We start from the raw sequence: 16,118 nt of genomic DNA, 5'->3' as shown, positions 1-16,118 counted from the left end.
TTCACCATGTACACCTACATCCGTGACGGCGCGGAGATATACCGTCAGTCGTTTGCGACCATTCGCGCCGAGGCCGATCTGGCCGAGTTCGATGACGATCTGTCCCAGGTCGTCGTGCGGATGATTCATGCCTGCGGTCAGGTGGACCTCACCGACGATGTGCGCGCATCCCCCGGGCTCGTCACGGCGGCGCGCGGCGCGCTGAACCGAGGCGCTTCCGTGCTGTGCGACGCGAACATGGTTGCGTCCGGGGTCACCCGCAAACGTCTGCCTGCCGACAACGATGTGCTCTGCCTGTTGACCGATCCGGCCACGCCGCAGTTGGCGGCAGACCTGCAGACCACCAGAACCGCTGCGGCGGTGGAGTTGTGGCGGCCTCGACTGGAAGGGGCGGTTGTGGCCATCGGGAACGCGCCCACGGCCTTGTTCGCCCTGCTCGAATTGATCGATGCCGGCGGGCCCCGACCTGCCGCCGTGATCGGGGCCCCGGTGGGCTTCATCGGCGCCGCCGAGTCGTGTGCAGCACTGGCCGAGCGCGACGACATCGAATTCTTGACCGTGCTCGGCCGCCGCGGCGGCTCCGCCATCACAGCTGCGGCAATCAACGCGTTGGCATCGACGGTGGAGTGACATGGCAGTACAGGGAAAACTCTGGGGCGTCGGGATCGGCCCGGGTGACAGCGAACTCGTCACGGTGAAAGCAGCCCGCATCATCGGTGAAGCAGACGTTGTCGCCTACCACTGCGCTCGACACGGCAGGTCGATCGCACGATCGGTGGCCGAACCGTATCTGCGCGCGGCCCAGCTCGAAGAAAAGCTGATGTATCCGGTGACCACGGAGACGACCGATCACCCCGGTGGGTACCGAGGGGCGCTCGACGACTTCTACACCGAAGCGGCCGATGTTCTCGCGCAGCACCTTTCGGCCGGTCGCTCGGTGGCACTGCTGGCCGAAGGAGACCCGCTCTTCTACAGCTCTTACATGCACATGCACAAACGGTTGGCGAGCCGGTTCGAGACCGAGATCATCCCCGGTGTCACGTCGGTCAGCGCATCGGCGGCGGCCACCGGATTACCGCTCGTGGAGGCCGACGAGACGTTGACGGTGTTGCCGGGGACGTTGCCGAAGGACGAATTGGTGCGGCGCCTCGAGGACAGCGACGCCGTCGCGATAATGAAACTCGGCCGCACCTTCCCAGATGTCGTTGCGGCTCTCGAGGAGTCCGGCCGTATCGATCACGCCTGGTACGTGGAACGTGCTTCGACGGGTGCACAGAAAGTCCTGCCCATATCTGATGTGGACATCACCTCGGTCCCCTACTTCTCCATGGTGGTGATACCGGGCCGGCTCAACAGCCCGCCTCTATCGGAACCGGCTATCCAGGGCGAGGTGGTGGTTGTCGGTCTGGGGCCCGGCGCGGCGCGCTGGACCACGCCAGAGGTTCGGGCGGAGCTCGCAAAGGCCACGGATCTGGTGGGTTACAAGACGTACCTGAACCGCATCAACCCACGGCCTGGCCAGCGAATGCATGCCAGTGACAACCGCGTCGAATCCGAGCGGGCCTGCCTGGCACTGGATCTCGCCAAGAACGGCGCGCGCGTTGTCGTGGTCTCGTCGGGCGATCCCGGTGTGTTCGCCATGGCAGCTGCGGTTGTCGAGGAGTCCGCCGACGACCAGTGGCGCGATGTGCCGGTCCGGGTGGTTCCAGGGGTCACCGCAGCCAATGCCGTGGCGAGTCTCGCCGGCGCACCGCTGGGCCATGACTACGCGGTGATCTCACTGTCGGACAGGCTCAAAGGGTGGGACGTCATCGTCGAGCGAGTGCGGGCAGCGCTACGTGCTGATCTGGTGATCGCCATCTACAACCCCGGTTCGGCCAGCCGGAACTGGCAAGTAGCCGAGCTCAAAGGCATTCTGCTGGAACACAAAGCGCCCTCGACGCCCGTCATTCTGGGGCGAGACGTGGGCGGACCCGAGCAATCTGTTGCCATCAGCACGGTCGCCGATTTCGATCCGGCAGCTGTCGACATGCGAACGCTGCTCATCGTCGGGTCGTCCACCACCACGGTGATCCAGCGGGCCGGTGGTCCGGCGGTGTTCACCAACCGCCGTTACGACAGCACCCGCTGACGGACCCAGCGGGCCGCGTCCTCAGGCCTTTCTACAGCCGTACCGGTCAGGGTGACCGGTCGCTGCACCATGATGACCGGCAATTCGAGCTCTCGAGCCGCATCCAGTTTCGCTCGAACCAGATCTCCGCCGCTGTTCTTGGTGACGACCACATCGATTCGGTGCTCGCGCAGAAGCTTGCGCTCACCTTCGAGGGTGTACGGCCCGCGGTTGCGCAGGATCAAGTGCTGCGGCGGAGTCTCGCGCTCGGGTGGGTCGACGAGACGGATCAAGAACCAGGCGTTCTCGACGCCAGCGAACACATCAACGTCCTGCCGACCTGTGGTGAGGAAGACCCGGAGATCCGGCTGCCGGTCGGCGTGCTCGGCGACTTTCGCGGCCGCACCGGCGATATCCGGAACGTCCAGCCAATGGTCCCCGGCCTGCGGTTGCCATGGGGGCCGACGAAGCGACAGCAACGGCAGTCCCGCCGACATCGTCGCTGCCGCTGCGCTGGCGGAGATCTTTCGGGCGAAAGGATGGGTGGCGTCGACCACACCTATGCACTGTTGCTCGCGCAACCAGGTCAGTAGCCCGTTCACTCCCCCGAAGCCGCCGATACGAACCTCACCCCTGGGCAGGGCCGGGTTCTGGACGCGGCCTGCCAGCGAGGTGATGATCGGGATGCCGTCCCGATCGAGTATCTCTGCCAGAGCACGTGCTTCCGCGGTGCCCCCGAGGATGAGAACGGGGCCGCTCACGACGACACGTCGTCGTCACGGAGCTTGGTCATACGAGCCGACGAGTACAGGTAGCTATCCGGAAAGTGTTCAGCAGCAAGTACTCTGCCCACAAAGATCACTGCGGTACGCCGGATGTCCGCCTGTGCGAGGCGACCAGGAAGTTCGCGTAGAGCGCATCGGATGATCTGTTGATTGTCGCGGCTGGCATAAGCAACCACTGCGACGGGGCAGTCGAACCCGTAGTGCGGCCCAAGCGCATCCGTGATCTGGTCGGCTTGATGCGCTGCCAGGTGAAGGGCCATCGTGACACCTGTTCGCGCCAGTTCCGCCAGTTGTTCGCCCTTCGGCATGTCCGTCGAGAGTGTCGACACGCGCGTGATCAACAGAGATTGTCCGACGCCTGGAACCGTCAGTTCCTGACCCAGTGCGGCGGCCGCCGCGGAGAACGCCGGTACGCCGGGAACGATCTGGTAGGCCACACCGTGTTGCTCGAGGAGCCGCACCTGTTCTGCGACAGCTGAATACAAGCTCGGGTCGCCGCTGTGCAAGCGCGCTACATCGTGACCGGACCTGTCCGCCGACACGATGTGCTCGATGATCTGGGACAACGGCATCTTCGCGGTGTTGATCAGGGTGGCGTCGGGTGGGCAGTGCTCCAGCATCTCAGCCGGGACGAGTGAGCCCGCGTAAAGGCATGTGCTGCATTGCGATAGGAGTGTCGCACCACGCAGGGTGATGAGATCGGCGGCTCCTGGTCCCGCGCCGATGAAGTAGACGGTCACTCGATGCTCCTGGGTTTGTCTGCGATCCACTGCGTCACAGGCAAAGTGGGACGCCATGTTGTCATCGTGCCGAGTGCTTCAGCATGGTCGATGTGGAAACGTCGTAGCGTTCCGCCCACCAGAAATCGCTGTTTCACGAGCACTGCCTCTGATTCGATGGTCACGGCGTTGGCGACCATGCGGCCGCCGTCGAGAAGGGCTTCCCAGCAGCCATCGATGATGCCTGGTGCCGTGACTCCCCCGCCGATGAAGATCGTGTCCGGGTCGGGCGCGTGTTCGAAATCGTCGGGCGCACTGCCGAGTACGGTGAGATTGCCGCTGACCCCCATGTCTGCCGCATTCCGGGCGATTCGCTCGCGCCGCACCGGGTCGGATTCGAACGCTATCGCTGTGCAACTGGGATCGGTGCGCAACCACTCGATGGCGATGCTGCCCGCACCTGCGCCCACATCCCACATCAACTGACGTGGGGCCGGGCGTAATGCGGTGACCGTCAGGGCACGAACGGCCTGTTTGGTGAGCTGTCCATCGTTGGAGAAATCGGTGTCGGGAAGTCCTGCCTGACTGCTCACCGCAGGTCCCACACAGTGCACTGCCACCAGGTTGAGTCGGTCGACGACCGGTGCTCCCCACGTTCGGGCAATTCCGGTGACATGCCGTTCGCGGTCTGATCCAAGTTGCTCGAGCACCGTGACCTGCGACCAGCCGAATCCGTGCGTGGTCAGCAGTTCTGCGATGTGTGCCGGCGATGTCTCGTCGCGACTGAGGATGAGCAATCGTACGTTGTCGGTGACCGCCGAGAGGATCGAGTCCAACGGGCGGTCGACGATGCTGCGTATCGACGTGGTGGACAGGTCCCAGCCCAGTCTTGCGGCGGCGAGACTGGCGCTGGACACCGCCGGAATGATTCGGACATGTTGCGCGCCAACTTGTTTGACGATGGATGCGCCGACGCCGTGAAACATTGGGTCGCCTGAAGCGAGGATGTGGACCGGTTTCGGCTCTGCCCCGGCCAGGACATCGCGAAGATGCCTGGACATGGGGCTGGTCCACCGACGCAATTCAGCCTGGACGGGTCCGAGAAGGTCGATCTGGCGAGCTGATCCATAGATGACGTGGGCGGACTGCAGTTCCCGCTGGGCTGCCACGGTGAGACCGTCCCAACCATCGGCTCCGATCCCCACCACGACAAACCGCGGGTCGGTCATCGTGGCATCCGACGCCAGATGGCCCGAGGCAGCAATCGCATGACGAAGAACATGGGGCGTAGGGCAGCCGGTATCCATACCTCCGTTTTGCCGGCATGCAGAGCCTTGACCACTGCATCAGCCACCTGAGGAGCTGTCCTAGACATCGGCGCGGGTTTGACGCCCGACGCCATCAGTTCTTTGGTCATGTTCCCGATGACGAATCCGGGGCGTGCCAGCAGTAGACGAACACCGGTGCCGTGCAACGCGTCCGAGAGACCCGAAGCGAACCCGTCCAGTCCTGCCTTGGTCGATCCGTAGACGTAGTTCGCGCGACGGACCCGGACACCGGCGACCGAGGAGAAGACGATGAGGTCGCCGCTTCCCTGCGTCTTCATCGCTGCGGCCAAGGGGGTCATCACGCTGATGTGCGCCAAGTAGTCGGTGTGGGCGATCTGCAGGGCGTGCTGGGTGTCCACCTCGGCGCGGGCCTGGTCGCCGAGGATGCCGAAGGCAATGATCGCCAGATCGATCCTGCCGAACTCGGCGACTATTTTCCTGATCAGCTCGTCGTGCTGCGCCGTGTCATTCGCATCGAACTCGATGGTGTGTACCTCAGCGGCGTTCTCACCGAGCATCCGTTCGCGCTGATCAGCCAGGTCGTCAGACCGACGCGCGGCCAGGATCACTGTCGCTCCCCCGGCGAGACGGGCAGCGACTTCGACACCGATCTCGCTACGTCCTCCGAACAGAACCACCACTCGACGATTGCTCACCGGATGAGTATCCCAAACCGGACGCGGGCTCTTGTGGGTCAGGCCTCTGAGCGGCTCGTGCTCGGGAATGACGTCAAGTTGACTATTCTCTGTAGATGTCCAAAACAGCAGCCGACCTCACCCCTGATGCGCTCGAGTTCTTGAGCGCCCGCCATCTGGGCAGCCTGACCACCGTGCGGCAGGCCGGGACGCCCCACGTTGTTGCGGTCGGCTTCACCTACGACGAAGAAGCCGAGCTCGTCCGCGTGATCACCTTCGAAGGAAGCCAGAAGGTACTCAACGTAGAGCGTGCGGGGTATGCGGCGGTCTTCCAGGTGGATGGCCCGCGCTGGCTGACCCTCGAGGGCCCGGCGTCGGTGCACCGCGACCCCGACGCTGTCGCCGAAGGTGAACGTCGCTACGCGAACCGCTACAAGCAACCAAAGGTCAACCCGCGACGCGTCGTTGTTCAAATCGAAGTCAAGCGCGTACTCGGGTCCCGAACCCTCCTCGGAATAACTGACTAGTTCGTAACGCACAGCCAGAACGCATTGGCTGCCAACAAGTATCAGTCTGACGGCCCGGTTTTCCTGACGTCGTCGTCCCCGGTGGCCATTGACTCGTCAGTACTTTGTTGCTGTAGCTGCATGCGTTGTTCGCGTTCGTCGAGTGACGCTTGGCGTTCGGCGATGATGTTCTGCCAGGCCGTTTCGATGGTGTGGTCGGTGTGGTGGGCCCGGTTGATTCGCGGTTGTTGGTCGGGGTCGATGTAGGTGGGTGGGATCCACGCGACGCGGCCGGCGTCGGGTCCGTCGGTGACCATCACTGTCTGCCACTGGTCTTCGCCCGGTCCGATCATCGCGTGATGTGGAATGCACGCCGGCGCGAGCACGTCGATGTCAGTCAAACCGCCATCGGCCCAGGCAGTGGTGTGATGAATTTCAGTCCACGAGATGGGGTTACGGCAGCCTGGGCTGGTGCAGCCTCGGTCTTTGGCGAATAACGCCATCCGTTGGCCTTGTTGGGCGGTGCGTTTGGCGCGTGCGAAGTAGAGGACGTCGGCGGAGTGGTTGGCGAACACCGCCAACGACCAATCCGCCCGGGCGGCGAGTTCGAGAGCGTCCTTGACCGGCATACCAACACCGGAGGCGGTGTGGGCGATGCCCGCGGCCTCATCAAGCTGCTGTTTGGTCATCGTGATGATGACCTGCACCGGCAGGCCACGATGCGAAGTCCCCAACAACTTGTACTCGAGAATGGTCTTCAGGATTGCTTTGAACGCATCATGCTGTCGCTGGGCGCGGGAGCGGGTGTCACGGCCGGCCGCGGCCTCGATGATTGCTGGGTCCGTGGTCGGGTCGTCTGCGGCACCGGTGGGTGAGTTGGGGTCGTCGGGATTGTTCATCCCGGGTGCTGCCCACACGTCCATCACGGTTCGAAACAGTGCCAACGTTGCCGGGTCGAGGTTGCCACTGATTTTGGCCATCACGTCCAACCCTTGGGGACCGTCGGACAAACCCCGGTTGCGTTTGCGGTCGGCGTCATCGGTCAGCGATCCATCCGGATCGACTCGGGCAAGGACTTCCCGCCCACACACCTCAAGTTCGGTGGGTCCCAGTGTGCGGGCGTTGTCGGTCATCCACGCATCGACGACGTCATACACTTCCGGCGCTGATTTGTGCGGGATTTTGTCGCGGACTTTGAGCATCACATCCATGTGCGCCAACCCAATTGCCCCGTCGGCGAGGGCTTCGGCGGCGGCCGGGCATTTCGGGGGCAACGCCTCGCCCTGCATCGACAACAACACACCAGCAGCATCGAGTCCTTTCAACCGCGAGGAGGCATCACCACGAGAGACCCGCAATTCACTCATCACAAACCGGTGCAACGTCGAATGACCAGCCTTACGGAACAAGCCCCGATCATTCACCTCCTGCAACCGCCTGAGGCCCTGAAACGTCAGTGCCCGAACAACTCTCTCGTTCACCCGCACCAACTCAACAACCTGCACATCATCAACATCAGTTGCTGACGTGGCAGCAATCCGCTGCAGCACCGCATCAAGATCTCGATACAACCCCACCAACAACGCAACCGGCGGTGGATCCACCGTCACCGAATCACTCATCGACAAGCCCCCCAGCCCTCGAAACCCTTTCATCAAGTCTACCAACAGAATCCGACAATGTCGAACACCTGTTCGATAGCAGGAGGAGAGGCGACAACACCGATCGAACGAGGCGTCGGTGGCCGATGGTGGGGACGGCAATGTGCGAATCAAATTGCGACAAAATGTGATTCATGCACAAACGACCAAAGAGGTAGGCGGCCCTGATGCGGACCGCCTCGCCGCAGAGGTTCCCTCGTTCGGGTGATCGTCGATGGATCAGGTCGGACGGATACCCGAGTCGGTTCGGGACGGCTTCTCCCCAGCGATGGGGGCCGCGGCCCTGCTGACCGGCGTTGTCGCTTCTGCAGCCTGTAGCTGCACAGTGGGTCGAAAGTGCGCCGTCAGACCGACTTCAGCTCGTGAGGCCGCTGATTGAGTGATTCGCATCCGTCAGCCGTGACCACGACGATGTCTTCGATTCGTGCACCCCATCCACCTGGGAAGTAGATCCCGGGTTCGACGCTGAAGGCCATCCCGACCTGCAGCTCGATGTCGTTGCCCTCAACGATGTAGGGCTCTTCGTGGACTGACAGGCCGATTCCGTGACCGGTTCGATGGACGAACTTGTCGGCCAGTCCGGCCTGGGCCAGCACGTCGCGGGCCGCTGCGTCGATCTGTTGGGCACTGACGCCCGGGCGTACTGCCGCCACCGCTGCACGCTGGGCTTCTTCCAGTACCCGGTACTGACCGGCTATCTCCCCGGAAGGTTTTCCGACACAATAGGTTCGGGTGCAATCCGAGTTGTACCCGGGCTCGACAGGGCCGCCGATGTCGACGACCACCACATCGCCGTCTTCGATCACCCGATCAGACACCTCGTGGTGTGGGTCGGCGCCATTGGGGCCGGAGCCGACGATGATGAACTCGGCGCCAGTATGACCCTCGGCGACGATCGCGGCCTCGATGTCGGTAGCGACCTCGCGTTCTGTCCTTCCCGCCGAGAGCCATTCGCCGACGCGAGCATGAACCCGATCGATCGCCGCACCCGCTCGGCGCAAGGCGTCGATCTCGGCGTCGTCTTTGATCATCCGTAACTGACGCAGAACGGCGGTGGCCAATTCGGGGCTCGAACCGAACCTGGCTGCCAACGGAACGGTGTGAAGTGCCGGTGCCGCATCAGAGACGGCGTAACGGCCTGCGCTCACGCCTGCTGCTTCAACTGCGATGGCATACGGGTCCTGACCGTCGACCCAGTCGTGGACAACCAGGCCCAACTCGCCGACCGCAGACTCCCGCAGGGCCGCGAGTTCCAGCCTCGGAACCACGACCTGCGGATCCCTATCGGGACTGATCACCAGCGCAGTGAGACGCTCGAACGTACTGGCGCGGGAACCGGTCAGGTAGCGCAGATCGGGTCCGGGCGTGATGAACAGAGCAGACAATCCGGCTGAGCCCGTCAACTGCTGCGCACGTTGCAGTCGGGACCGATACACCTCTGCTGAGAAACGCTCGTGAGCCATGTCCCCCAGGCTAACGGGCCCTCGACGAGCCTGTCCTCCCGGTGAGCGGTCGTTGAACGGGCGAAAACGGCCGGTTCGACGGAAGATGTACAGATGGGATCGAAAGACGGCACCGTGAACCGTGGACGCGAGCCGCGCAGACTCCGTGCTGTTCCGAGCGCGCAAATCGACCCGCAGTTCGCGACTCTGCACGGTTACAAGCGCGCATTTCGTATGGCAGGGAGCGGTCCGGCCGTCTTGTTGCTGCACGGAATCGGTGACAACTCGCTCGCCTGGGAGCCGGTGTTCGAGCAACTGAGCGAGAAGTACACGGTGATAGCTCCCGATCTTCTGGGTCATGGACTGTCTGACCGGCCCCGAGCCGACTACTCGGTCTCGGCATTCGCAAACGGGATGCGTGATCTGCTCACGTACCTCGATATCGAACGCGTCACCGTGGTCGGACACTCGCTGGGCGGGGGCGTGGCCGGCCAATTCGCCTATCAATACCCCGAGATGGTGGAACGGCTGGTTCTCGTGGGCACCGGTGGCGTCACCAAGGGTGTCAACCCAGCTCTCCGAGCGCTGTCGCTGCCCCTTGCAGAACTCGCCTTGGGCGTGATCTCTGTACCCGGAGTGTTCCCGACCTTCTCGACGGTCGCCCGGATGATGCAGAACCTGTTGCCCATGGCGATGTTCCGCGACAACACCGAGGTGGTCCGTGTTCTCGAGCGCATGCCGGAGAAGGGTTCGGCCGAGGTGTTCGCGCGGACTCTACGATCGGCTGTCGACTGGCGCGGCCAAGTGGTCACCATGCTCGACCGCTGTTACCTCAGCGCTGCCATCCCGACTTTGATCGTGTGGGGGTCCGACGACCAGGTGATCCCGGTGAGCCACGCTCATATGCTGCACAGTGCGATGCCAGACTCGCAGCTCGAGATTTTTGAGAAGTCAGGCCATTTTCCGTTCCGCGACGAGCCCGACCGATTCGTCGATCTCTTCCTCCGGTTCGCCTCTGCCACAAAGCCTGCGTCGATTACCCGCAACGACGTGAAAGTGGCGCTGCGACAAGGTCCCCCGCCCAGGCCCCTGACGGGTGATCCGCATACGCGAGTCGCAGTCCTCGAGGCGATAGACAGCGACGAACGGAGCGCGACCTAGAACTGCCGCGGCCGTCGTCCGCGGACATCGTTCGGATCGACTCGGATCACCGGGACAAGCATTCACCCGTCGGTGGATCTGGCATGGTTTACGCCATGAACCAACCAGTGATGCTGCTAGACGGTGCGAGTCTGTGGTTCCGGGCTTTTCACGCTCTGCCGGAGAAGATGGCCGCTCCTGACGGACGTCCGGTCAACGCCGTCCGCGGATTCCTCGACATGATCGCCGCCCTGGTCACCCGCGAGCATCCCCATCGATTGGTTGTGTGTCTGGACCTCTCGTGGCGACCCACATTTCGCACGGACCTCATCCCGTCGTACAAGGCGCACCGTGTCGCCGACGCCGCGGGAGACGGATCGGAAGAGGTGCCCGACACACTGACACCCCAAGTCGACATGATCATGAACGTTCTCGCGGCAGCCGGGATCTCGACCGCCGGCGCAGAAGGCTGCGAGGCCGATGACGTGATCGGGACCCTTGCCCACACCGAAGCCGTAGATCCGGTGGTGGTGGTCAGTGGAGACCGAGACCTCCTACAAGTGGTGGCAGACGACCCGGTTCCGGTCCGGGTTCTGTATGTGGGACGCGGGCTCGCGAAGGCCGAGATGTACGGGCCTGCCGAAGTCGCCGAACGATATGACGTGCCGACTTCCGATCCGGGTTCGGCGTATGCCGAGATGGCGATCCTCCGGGGCGACCCATCCGACGGACTGCCCGGGGTGGCCGGAATCGGGGAGAAAACGGCGTCAAAACTGTTGCAGGCGTTCGGGACTCTGGACGAACTGGAGCGTGTCGCTGCCACGACCGCCGACAGGCGGATCTCCACCCGCCAACGCACATCCCTCAAAGCTGCCGCCGACTATCTGAGCGCCGCTCGCACGGTGGTGTTCGTCCGAACCGACGCAGAGATGATCAGCAGCGGGGACGACCGGTTGCCCAGCGAGCCGGCAGATCCGGCCGCGCTGGCCGATCTGATCGAAGAACTCGGCATCGGCTCCGCGGTCTCCCGACTCGGGAAAGCGCTGGGTTGGCAGTTCCCCTGATCAGTAACAACAGGCGAGCGACCGCCGGCATCAGCCGGCGGTCGGCTGACCCACCTCGTACTTGCCGTCATCGTCGAGGAACGTGATCTTGACCTGCTGATTGGCGCCGCTCACCGTCACCGTGCAGGTGAAGCTGTCGCCCTTCTTGATCTCTTTGTCCATGGGACACTTGACGTTTTCGACGCCCTCTGCCTGATAGTCGTTCTCCAGAACGGTTTTGACACCCTCCTGGGCCGCCTCCTGGCTGAGTACCTTCGTGACGGCGAATCCGGGTGCGAGGAACGCTGTGACGGCCAAGATCACTGCGAGCAACGCCACCACGGACGCCCCGATGATGAGGGGCAGCTTCTTTCCCGACTTCGGCTGAGCCATCGCCGAGAACTGGTCCGAGCCGCCGGGTCCCGGCTGTCCGTACTGCCCGGGCTGTCCGTACGGACCGGATTGTCCGTACTGGCCCTGAGGCTGGCCGTAACCGGGTTGCTGACCTTGAGGCTGGCCGTAATTGCCCGGCTGTCCCTGCGGCTGGCCGTACTGGCCGCCCTGCTGCGGGTAGTTGGGCGGCTGATACTGGCCGGGCCCCTGCTGACCCGGGTTCTGCTGAGGCGGGTACTGCTGCGGCGGTTGCTGACCCCACCCCTGCCCCGGTGGCGGGCCCTGTGTCGGTTGACCCCACGGGCCCGGTTGCTGACCCTGCTGCCACTGTTCAGGCGATCCGGGGTTGTTGGGGTCGTTGGGCCCGCTCATGTGTTCCCTCCGCTTGTCCGCACCGTGGAAACTCGCGGTGCCAGAATTACCGACCCCGAACATACCGCACACCCATCGAACGGTTCAGCAGACGCGACCGGCAAACGCAGAGGTAGACCGGCCGGAGCGTACGGTTCAGCCGAGTTCGACGGCCACCACGCCTTTTCGGATGCTGGCAATGGCCGCAGAAGCGGAACGGGTCAGACGCGACTGCCCGGATGTCTGCAGGCTTGCGGCGGTTCTGATCTGTTCGAGCAGGTCGATGACCTGGCGGCTCCATCGGACGAAATCACCGGCCGGAAGTGACGTGCCGCGCTCCCCGGCCGCCGCGAGCACCTCGGTCAGGCCTCGCCCCGATGCCCACAGATGAATCGCCGTGGCGAACCCGGCGTCCGGCTCGCGGGTGGGTTCCACGAGATGCTTCATCTCCAGTCGGGTCAGGTCGTGCCAGGCCGAGTGGGTCCGGTGCAGTGCGTCGCGCACACTGACCACTCCGGTCACGAGTTCCGCGCCACCGTACGAGTCGCGCCGGGATTCGTAGACCACCGACGATGCGACAGCCGCGAGTTCGGACGGACCCAGGTCATCCCACAACCCGTCTCTGATGCTCTGACAGATCAGCAGGTCGCTTTCGCTGTACACGCGGCTCAGGGTGTCGCCTGCCGACGTGATGTTCAGCTCGCCCTCCGACTCCGCCTTCTCGAGGTACCCCAGTTCGACGAGCACCGCCACGATGCGGTTGAAGTTGATCGACAACGTCGAGGTCCGCTGGGCAACCGACTCTTCGAGCGCCGAGATCTCACGCGCAACCCGGTTTCGTCGTTCGGCCAACCGAAAGAGTTCGTCGTCTTGAGGTATCTGATGTGCCGGGTGATTGCGCAGTTCGCTACGTAAACGACTCAATTCACGATCATCTGCCGCGCGGGCGCGCTTCGCCTGTTTACCGCGGGGCATGTCGATGCCCGACGACCGCAACGCGGACGCGAGGTCTCGTCGACCGCGCCCCGTACGCCTGTCGATCTGCTTGGCGAGCCGCATGTTGCCGAGCACCTGGGGCGGGTTCAGGAAGTCGCGGGGACCGACCCTGCCACACCAGGCGTCCTCGCAGATCACAAGCGGCTTGGGATCGCGAATGTCTGTCGCCGGTTCGAGAACCACCGCGAGCCCTCGGTGCCGGCCACCGTGCAGGCCGATGACCTGACCACGCTTGAGTGCGGACAGATCTTCGACCGTGCTCTGTTGCGAGGCCATCCGTGACTCGAACTTGAGCGAGCGCTCTCGCGACCGGATCTGCTCGCGCAACCTGGTGTAACCCAGGAACCCGTCGATGCCTTCGTCGAGGCCGCGGCCCTCGGCGCGGCCTTCCAGTTCGACCTCGATCTTGCGCAGTTGACGGCGCGCGGTGTCGATCTGCCTGGCCTGACCGACCACCGACTTGTCCGCTTGGAACTGGGCGAACGATCGATCCAGCAGATTTCGTGCACCCGCCAAGCCCAGCCGCCCGATCAGGTTCACGGCCATGTTGTATTCAGGCGCAAAAGAACTGCGCAACGGGAACGTGCGGGCACCAGCCAGGCCGGCGACGCGCGTCGGTTCGAGATCGTCGGTCCACACGACCACCGCGTGGCCCTCGATGTCGATCCCTCGACGCCCGGCTCGACCGGTCAGCTGGGTGTACTCCCCCGGCGTCAGGTCGACGTGCGCCTCGCCGTTGAACTTGATCAACCGTTCCAAGACGACCGATCGTGCCGGCATGTTGATCCCCAAAGCCAGTGTCTCGGTGGCGAACACGGCTTTGACGAGACCTTTGACAAACAATTCTTCGACGGCGTGACGAAACGCGGGCAGCAGTCCGGCGTGGTGGGCGGCGAACCCTCGCGTGAGACCTTCGCGCCACGCGTGAACGCCGAGGATGTCCTGGTCCGCTGCCGAGAGTTCGGCGACGTATTTGTCGACGATGATGTCGACCTGCTTGGCCTGGTCGGGCTCGAGCAACCGGAGGCCCGAACGCAAGCACTGGCTCAGTGCACCCTCGCATCCTGCTCGCGAGAAGATGAAACTGATTGCGGGCAGCAGACCTTCACGATCGAGACGCGCGATGAGGTCGGGCCGGGAAACCGGTCTCGGAACGCCCCCGCGGCGCCCCTCACCACGTTGAGGTCCGCGCCGTCCGCGTCCGCGTGGGGGAAAGTCGTCGTCGCGGCGCGCCGCGAGTTCGCGGTGCCGGATGTAGCGGGTGAGCTCTGGATTGACCGCCGGCTTCTTGTTCGGTGCAGCGGCATCACGGTGATCGAACAGGTCGAAGAGTCGGTTACCGACCAGCATGTGCTGACTGAGCGGTACGGGCCGATGTTCGTCGACGATCACCGTGGTGTCCCCACGGACGGTCTGGATCCACGCACCGAACTCTTCGGCGTTGCTGACCGTCGCCGAGAGGCTCACCACGCGGACCGAGGGAGCGAGATGCAGGATGACCTCTTCCCACACCGCGCCGCGAAAGCGGTCGGCCAAGAAGTGGACCTCGTCCATCACCACATGCGAAAGACGGTCGAGCGCGGGTGAATTGGCGTAGATCATGTTCCGCAACACCTCGGTGGTCATGACCACCACGGGTGCCGAGGAATTGATCGACGAATCGCCGGTGAGCAGACCGATGGACTCCGCACCGTGTGCCCGGACCAGGTCCGCATACTTCTGGTTGCTCAGCGCCTTGATGGGGGTGGTGTAGAAGCACTTGGTGCCGGCGGCAAGGGCGAGATGCACGGCGAACTCGCCGACGATCGTCTTGCCTGCGCCGGTGGGCGCGCACACCAGGACGCCGTGTCCGTCGGCGAGCGCCGAGCAGGCGTCACGCTGGAACGGATCGAGGGCAAATGGCTGACGCCCCGCAAACGTGTCCAGCTCGAGTTGCGCCTCAGAGAGTGTCATCGAAGTGATCGGCTCCGCTCATCGAAGGGGCCGTCGACACCGGCGCGGGGCGCTCGACCGGGCCGGATGCGGGTACTGAGCCCGTCGGGCCGCCGATCGGCGAGGCCTCGTCATCACTGACGTCTCCCCATTCGGCTTCCTGACGTTTGGCCTTGCGGTAGTCGTGGAGATGCGCGATCTGGATGGCCATCTCGAGCAGGATCGTCAGCGCCCCCGCCAGGGCGAGCATCGTGAACGGATCGGAGCCCGGTGTGAAGAACGCGGCGAACACGAACATGCCGAAGATCAGTCCGCGACGCCAGGCCTTGAGCCGCTCGTAGCTGAGCACGCCGATCATGTTCAGGGCCACGATCAACAACGGCAGTTCAAAACTCACCCCGAAGATGATCAGCAGATGCAGCAGGAAGTTGAAGTACTGGTCGCCGGCGAGCGCCGTGATCTGCACGTTGTCACCGATGGTCAGCAGGACCTCGAAAGCCTTGGTCATCACCAGGTAGGCAAGCACGGTTCCGGCGACGAACAGCAGGGCCGCGCAGCTGACGAACGAGACCGCGTACTTGCGTTCCTTGTCATGCATGCCCGGGGTGATGAACTCCCACAGCTGGTAGAACCAGATCGGGCACGCCATCACGAACCCGGCGGTCAACGCCACCTTCAATCGCAGCATGAACTGGTCGAACGGACCGGTCGCGAGAAGACGGCAGGCATCGTCGCCGGTGAGGTTGGCGCGGGAGGATTCCGGCAAATTGCAATAGGGCTCACGCAGGAGATCGCCGAGCGAGTCGATGCCCAGGAAGCCATGGGAGTACCACACGAAACCGAGGATCGTGGTGAGTGCTATCGCGGCCACCGAGATCAGCAGCCGGGTCCGCAATTCACGCAGGTGGTCCACCAACGACATCGTTCCGTCGGGGTTCACCTTGCGCTTGCGGCGCCGAGGGTCAAGAGGAATGCGCACGGTGTGAACTATTCAGGTCAGTGAGAGGTGCGCCGAACAGAAAGCGACCTCTCCGGTCCGCAGTGTGGTCCATGAAGAGGTCGTCGTCCTGTGCCGGC

The 16,118-nt window shown here is 63.8% G+C and carries 14 protein-coding genes; 5 read left to right on the top strand and 9 right to left on the bottom strand.

Annotated features, from left to right (window positions below):
• Positions 1-6: 6 nt before the first annotated feature.
• Together WIMU1_RS14395 and WIMU1_RS14390 are read left to right on the top strand one after the other, a co-directional pair.
• Positions 7-630, top strand: a complete 624-nt coding sequence (locus WIMU1_RS14395) for a precorrin-8X methylmutase (RefSeq protein WP_062798607.1) — start codon at positions 7-9, stop codon at positions 628-630.
• A gap of 1 nt (position 631) precedes the next feature.
• Complete coding sequence (locus WIMU1_RS14390; RefSeq protein ID WP_062798172.1) at positions 632-2,131, top strand: precorrin-2 C(20)-methyltransferase; 1,500 nt, start codon at positions 632-634, stop codon at positions 2,129-2,131.
• Here WIMU1_RS14390 and WIMU1_RS14385 read toward each other — a convergent pair.
• Genes WIMU1_RS14385 through dprE2 form a run of 4 tightly spaced genes read right to left on the bottom strand, consistent with a single transcriptional unit; the run spans position 2,113 to position 5,598 of the window.
• The gene (locus WIMU1_RS14385; protein ID WP_062798170.1) at positions 2,113-2,871 is read right to left on the bottom strand and encodes a cobalt-precorrin-6A reductase; all 759 of its coding nucleotides are present in this window, start codon (positions 2,869-2,871) and stop codon (positions 2,113-2,115) included. The genes WIMU1_RS14390 and WIMU1_RS14385 overlap by 19 nt on opposite strands.
• A complete protein-coding gene (cobM, locus tag WIMU1_RS14380; protein ID WP_062798168.1) occupies positions 2,868-3,635 on the bottom strand; it encodes a precorrin-4 C(11)-methyltransferase in 768 nt (255 codons plus the stop codon). The genes WIMU1_RS14385 and cobM overlap by 4 nt, the downstream gene beginning before the upstream one ends.
• Positions 3,632-4,843, bottom strand: a complete 1,212-nt coding sequence (locus WIMU1_RS14375; protein WP_062798166.1) for a bifunctional cobalt-precorrin-7 (C(5))-methyltransferase/cobalt-precorrin-6B (C(15))-methyltransferase — start codon at positions 4,841-4,843, stop codon at positions 3,632-3,634. The genes cobM and WIMU1_RS14375 overlap by 4 nt, the downstream gene beginning before the upstream one ends.
• Complete coding sequence (gene dprE2 / locus WIMU1_RS14370) at positions 4,840-5,598, bottom strand: decaprenylphospho-beta-D-erythro-pentofuranosid-2-ulose 2-reductase (protein ID WP_084248255.1); 759 nt, start codon at positions 5,596-5,598, stop codon at positions 4,840-4,842. The genes WIMU1_RS14375 and dprE2 overlap by 4 nt, the downstream gene beginning before the upstream one ends.
• A gap of 95 nt (positions 5,599-5,693) precedes the next feature.
• Between dprE2 and WIMU1_RS14365 the strand changes: the two genes are divergently transcribed.
• A complete protein-coding gene (locus tag WIMU1_RS14365; RefSeq protein WP_062798163.1) occupies positions 5,694-6,104 on the top strand; it encodes a PPOX class F420-dependent oxidoreductase in 411 nt (136 codons plus the stop codon).
• A gap of 41 nt (positions 6,105-6,145) precedes the next feature.
• Here WIMU1_RS14365 and WIMU1_RS14360 read toward each other — a convergent pair whose 3' ends face one another.
• Together WIMU1_RS14360 and WIMU1_RS14355 are read right to left on the bottom strand one after the other, a co-directional pair.
• The gene (locus tag WIMU1_RS14360; RefSeq protein ID WP_062798157.1) at positions 6,146-7,705 is read right to left on the bottom strand and encodes an HNH endonuclease signature motif containing protein; all 1,560 of its coding nucleotides are present in this window, start codon (positions 7,703-7,705) and stop codon (positions 6,146-6,148) included.
• 383 nt (positions 7,706-8,088) lie between these two features.
• Positions 8,089-9,207 carry a M24 family metallopeptidase gene (locus WIMU1_RS14355; protein ID WP_062798155.1) on the bottom strand — a complete coding sequence of 373 codons (1,119 nt, stop codon included), beginning with the start codon at positions 9,205-9,207 and terminating at the stop codon, positions 8,089-8,091.
• A gap of 93 nt (positions 9,208-9,300) precedes the next feature.
• Between WIMU1_RS14355 and WIMU1_RS14350 the strand changes: the two genes are divergently transcribed.
• Together WIMU1_RS14350 and WIMU1_RS14345 are read left to right on the top strand one after the other, a co-directional pair.
• Positions 9,301-10,347, top strand: a complete 1,047-nt coding sequence (locus WIMU1_RS14350; RefSeq protein ID WP_084248253.1) for an alpha/beta fold hydrolase — start codon at positions 9,301-9,303, stop codon at positions 10,345-10,347.
• Positions 10,348-10,457: 110 nt separating this feature from the next.
• Positions 10,458-11,390, top strand: coding sequence for a 5'-3' exonuclease (locus WIMU1_RS14345; protein WP_062798604.1), 933 nt, complete (start codon positions 10,458-10,460; stop codon positions 11,388-11,390).
• Between the two features lie 30 nt (positions 11,391-11,420).
• Here the strand turns inward: WIMU1_RS14345 and WIMU1_RS26400 are convergent, their stop codons facing one another.
• From WIMU1_RS26400 to tatC, 3 genes are all read right to left on the bottom strand, one after another.
• Positions 11,421-12,134 carry a DUF4333 domain-containing protein gene (locus tag WIMU1_RS26400; protein ID WP_169805147.1) on the bottom strand — a complete coding sequence of 238 codons (714 nt, stop codon included), beginning with the start codon at positions 12,132-12,134 and terminating at the stop codon, positions 11,421-11,423.
• Between the two features lie 135 nt (positions 12,135-12,269).
• On the bottom strand, positions 12,270-15,062 hold the full coding sequence (locus WIMU1_RS14335) for a DEAD/DEAH box helicase (protein ID WP_062798153.1): 2,793 nt from the start codon (positions 15,060-15,062) through the stop codon (positions 12,270-12,272).
• On the bottom strand, positions 15,049-16,020 hold the full coding sequence (gene tatC / locus WIMU1_RS14330; RefSeq protein WP_062798151.1) for a twin-arginine translocase subunit TatC: 972 nt from the start codon (positions 16,018-16,020) through the stop codon (positions 15,049-15,051). The genes WIMU1_RS14335 and tatC overlap by 14 nt, the downstream gene beginning before the upstream one ends.
• Between the last annotated feature and the right edge of the window lie 98 nt (positions 16,021-16,118).

The sequence above is a fragment of the Williamsia muralis NBRC 105860 genome, from assembly GCF_001598915.1.
GTDB classification, from domain to species: domain Bacteria; phylum Actinomycetota; class Actinomycetes; order Mycobacteriales; family Mycobacteriaceae; genus Williamsia; species Williamsia muralis.
Note: the sequence above shows the minus strand (reverse complement) of the source record. Positions and strands in the feature narration are given on the sequence as shown.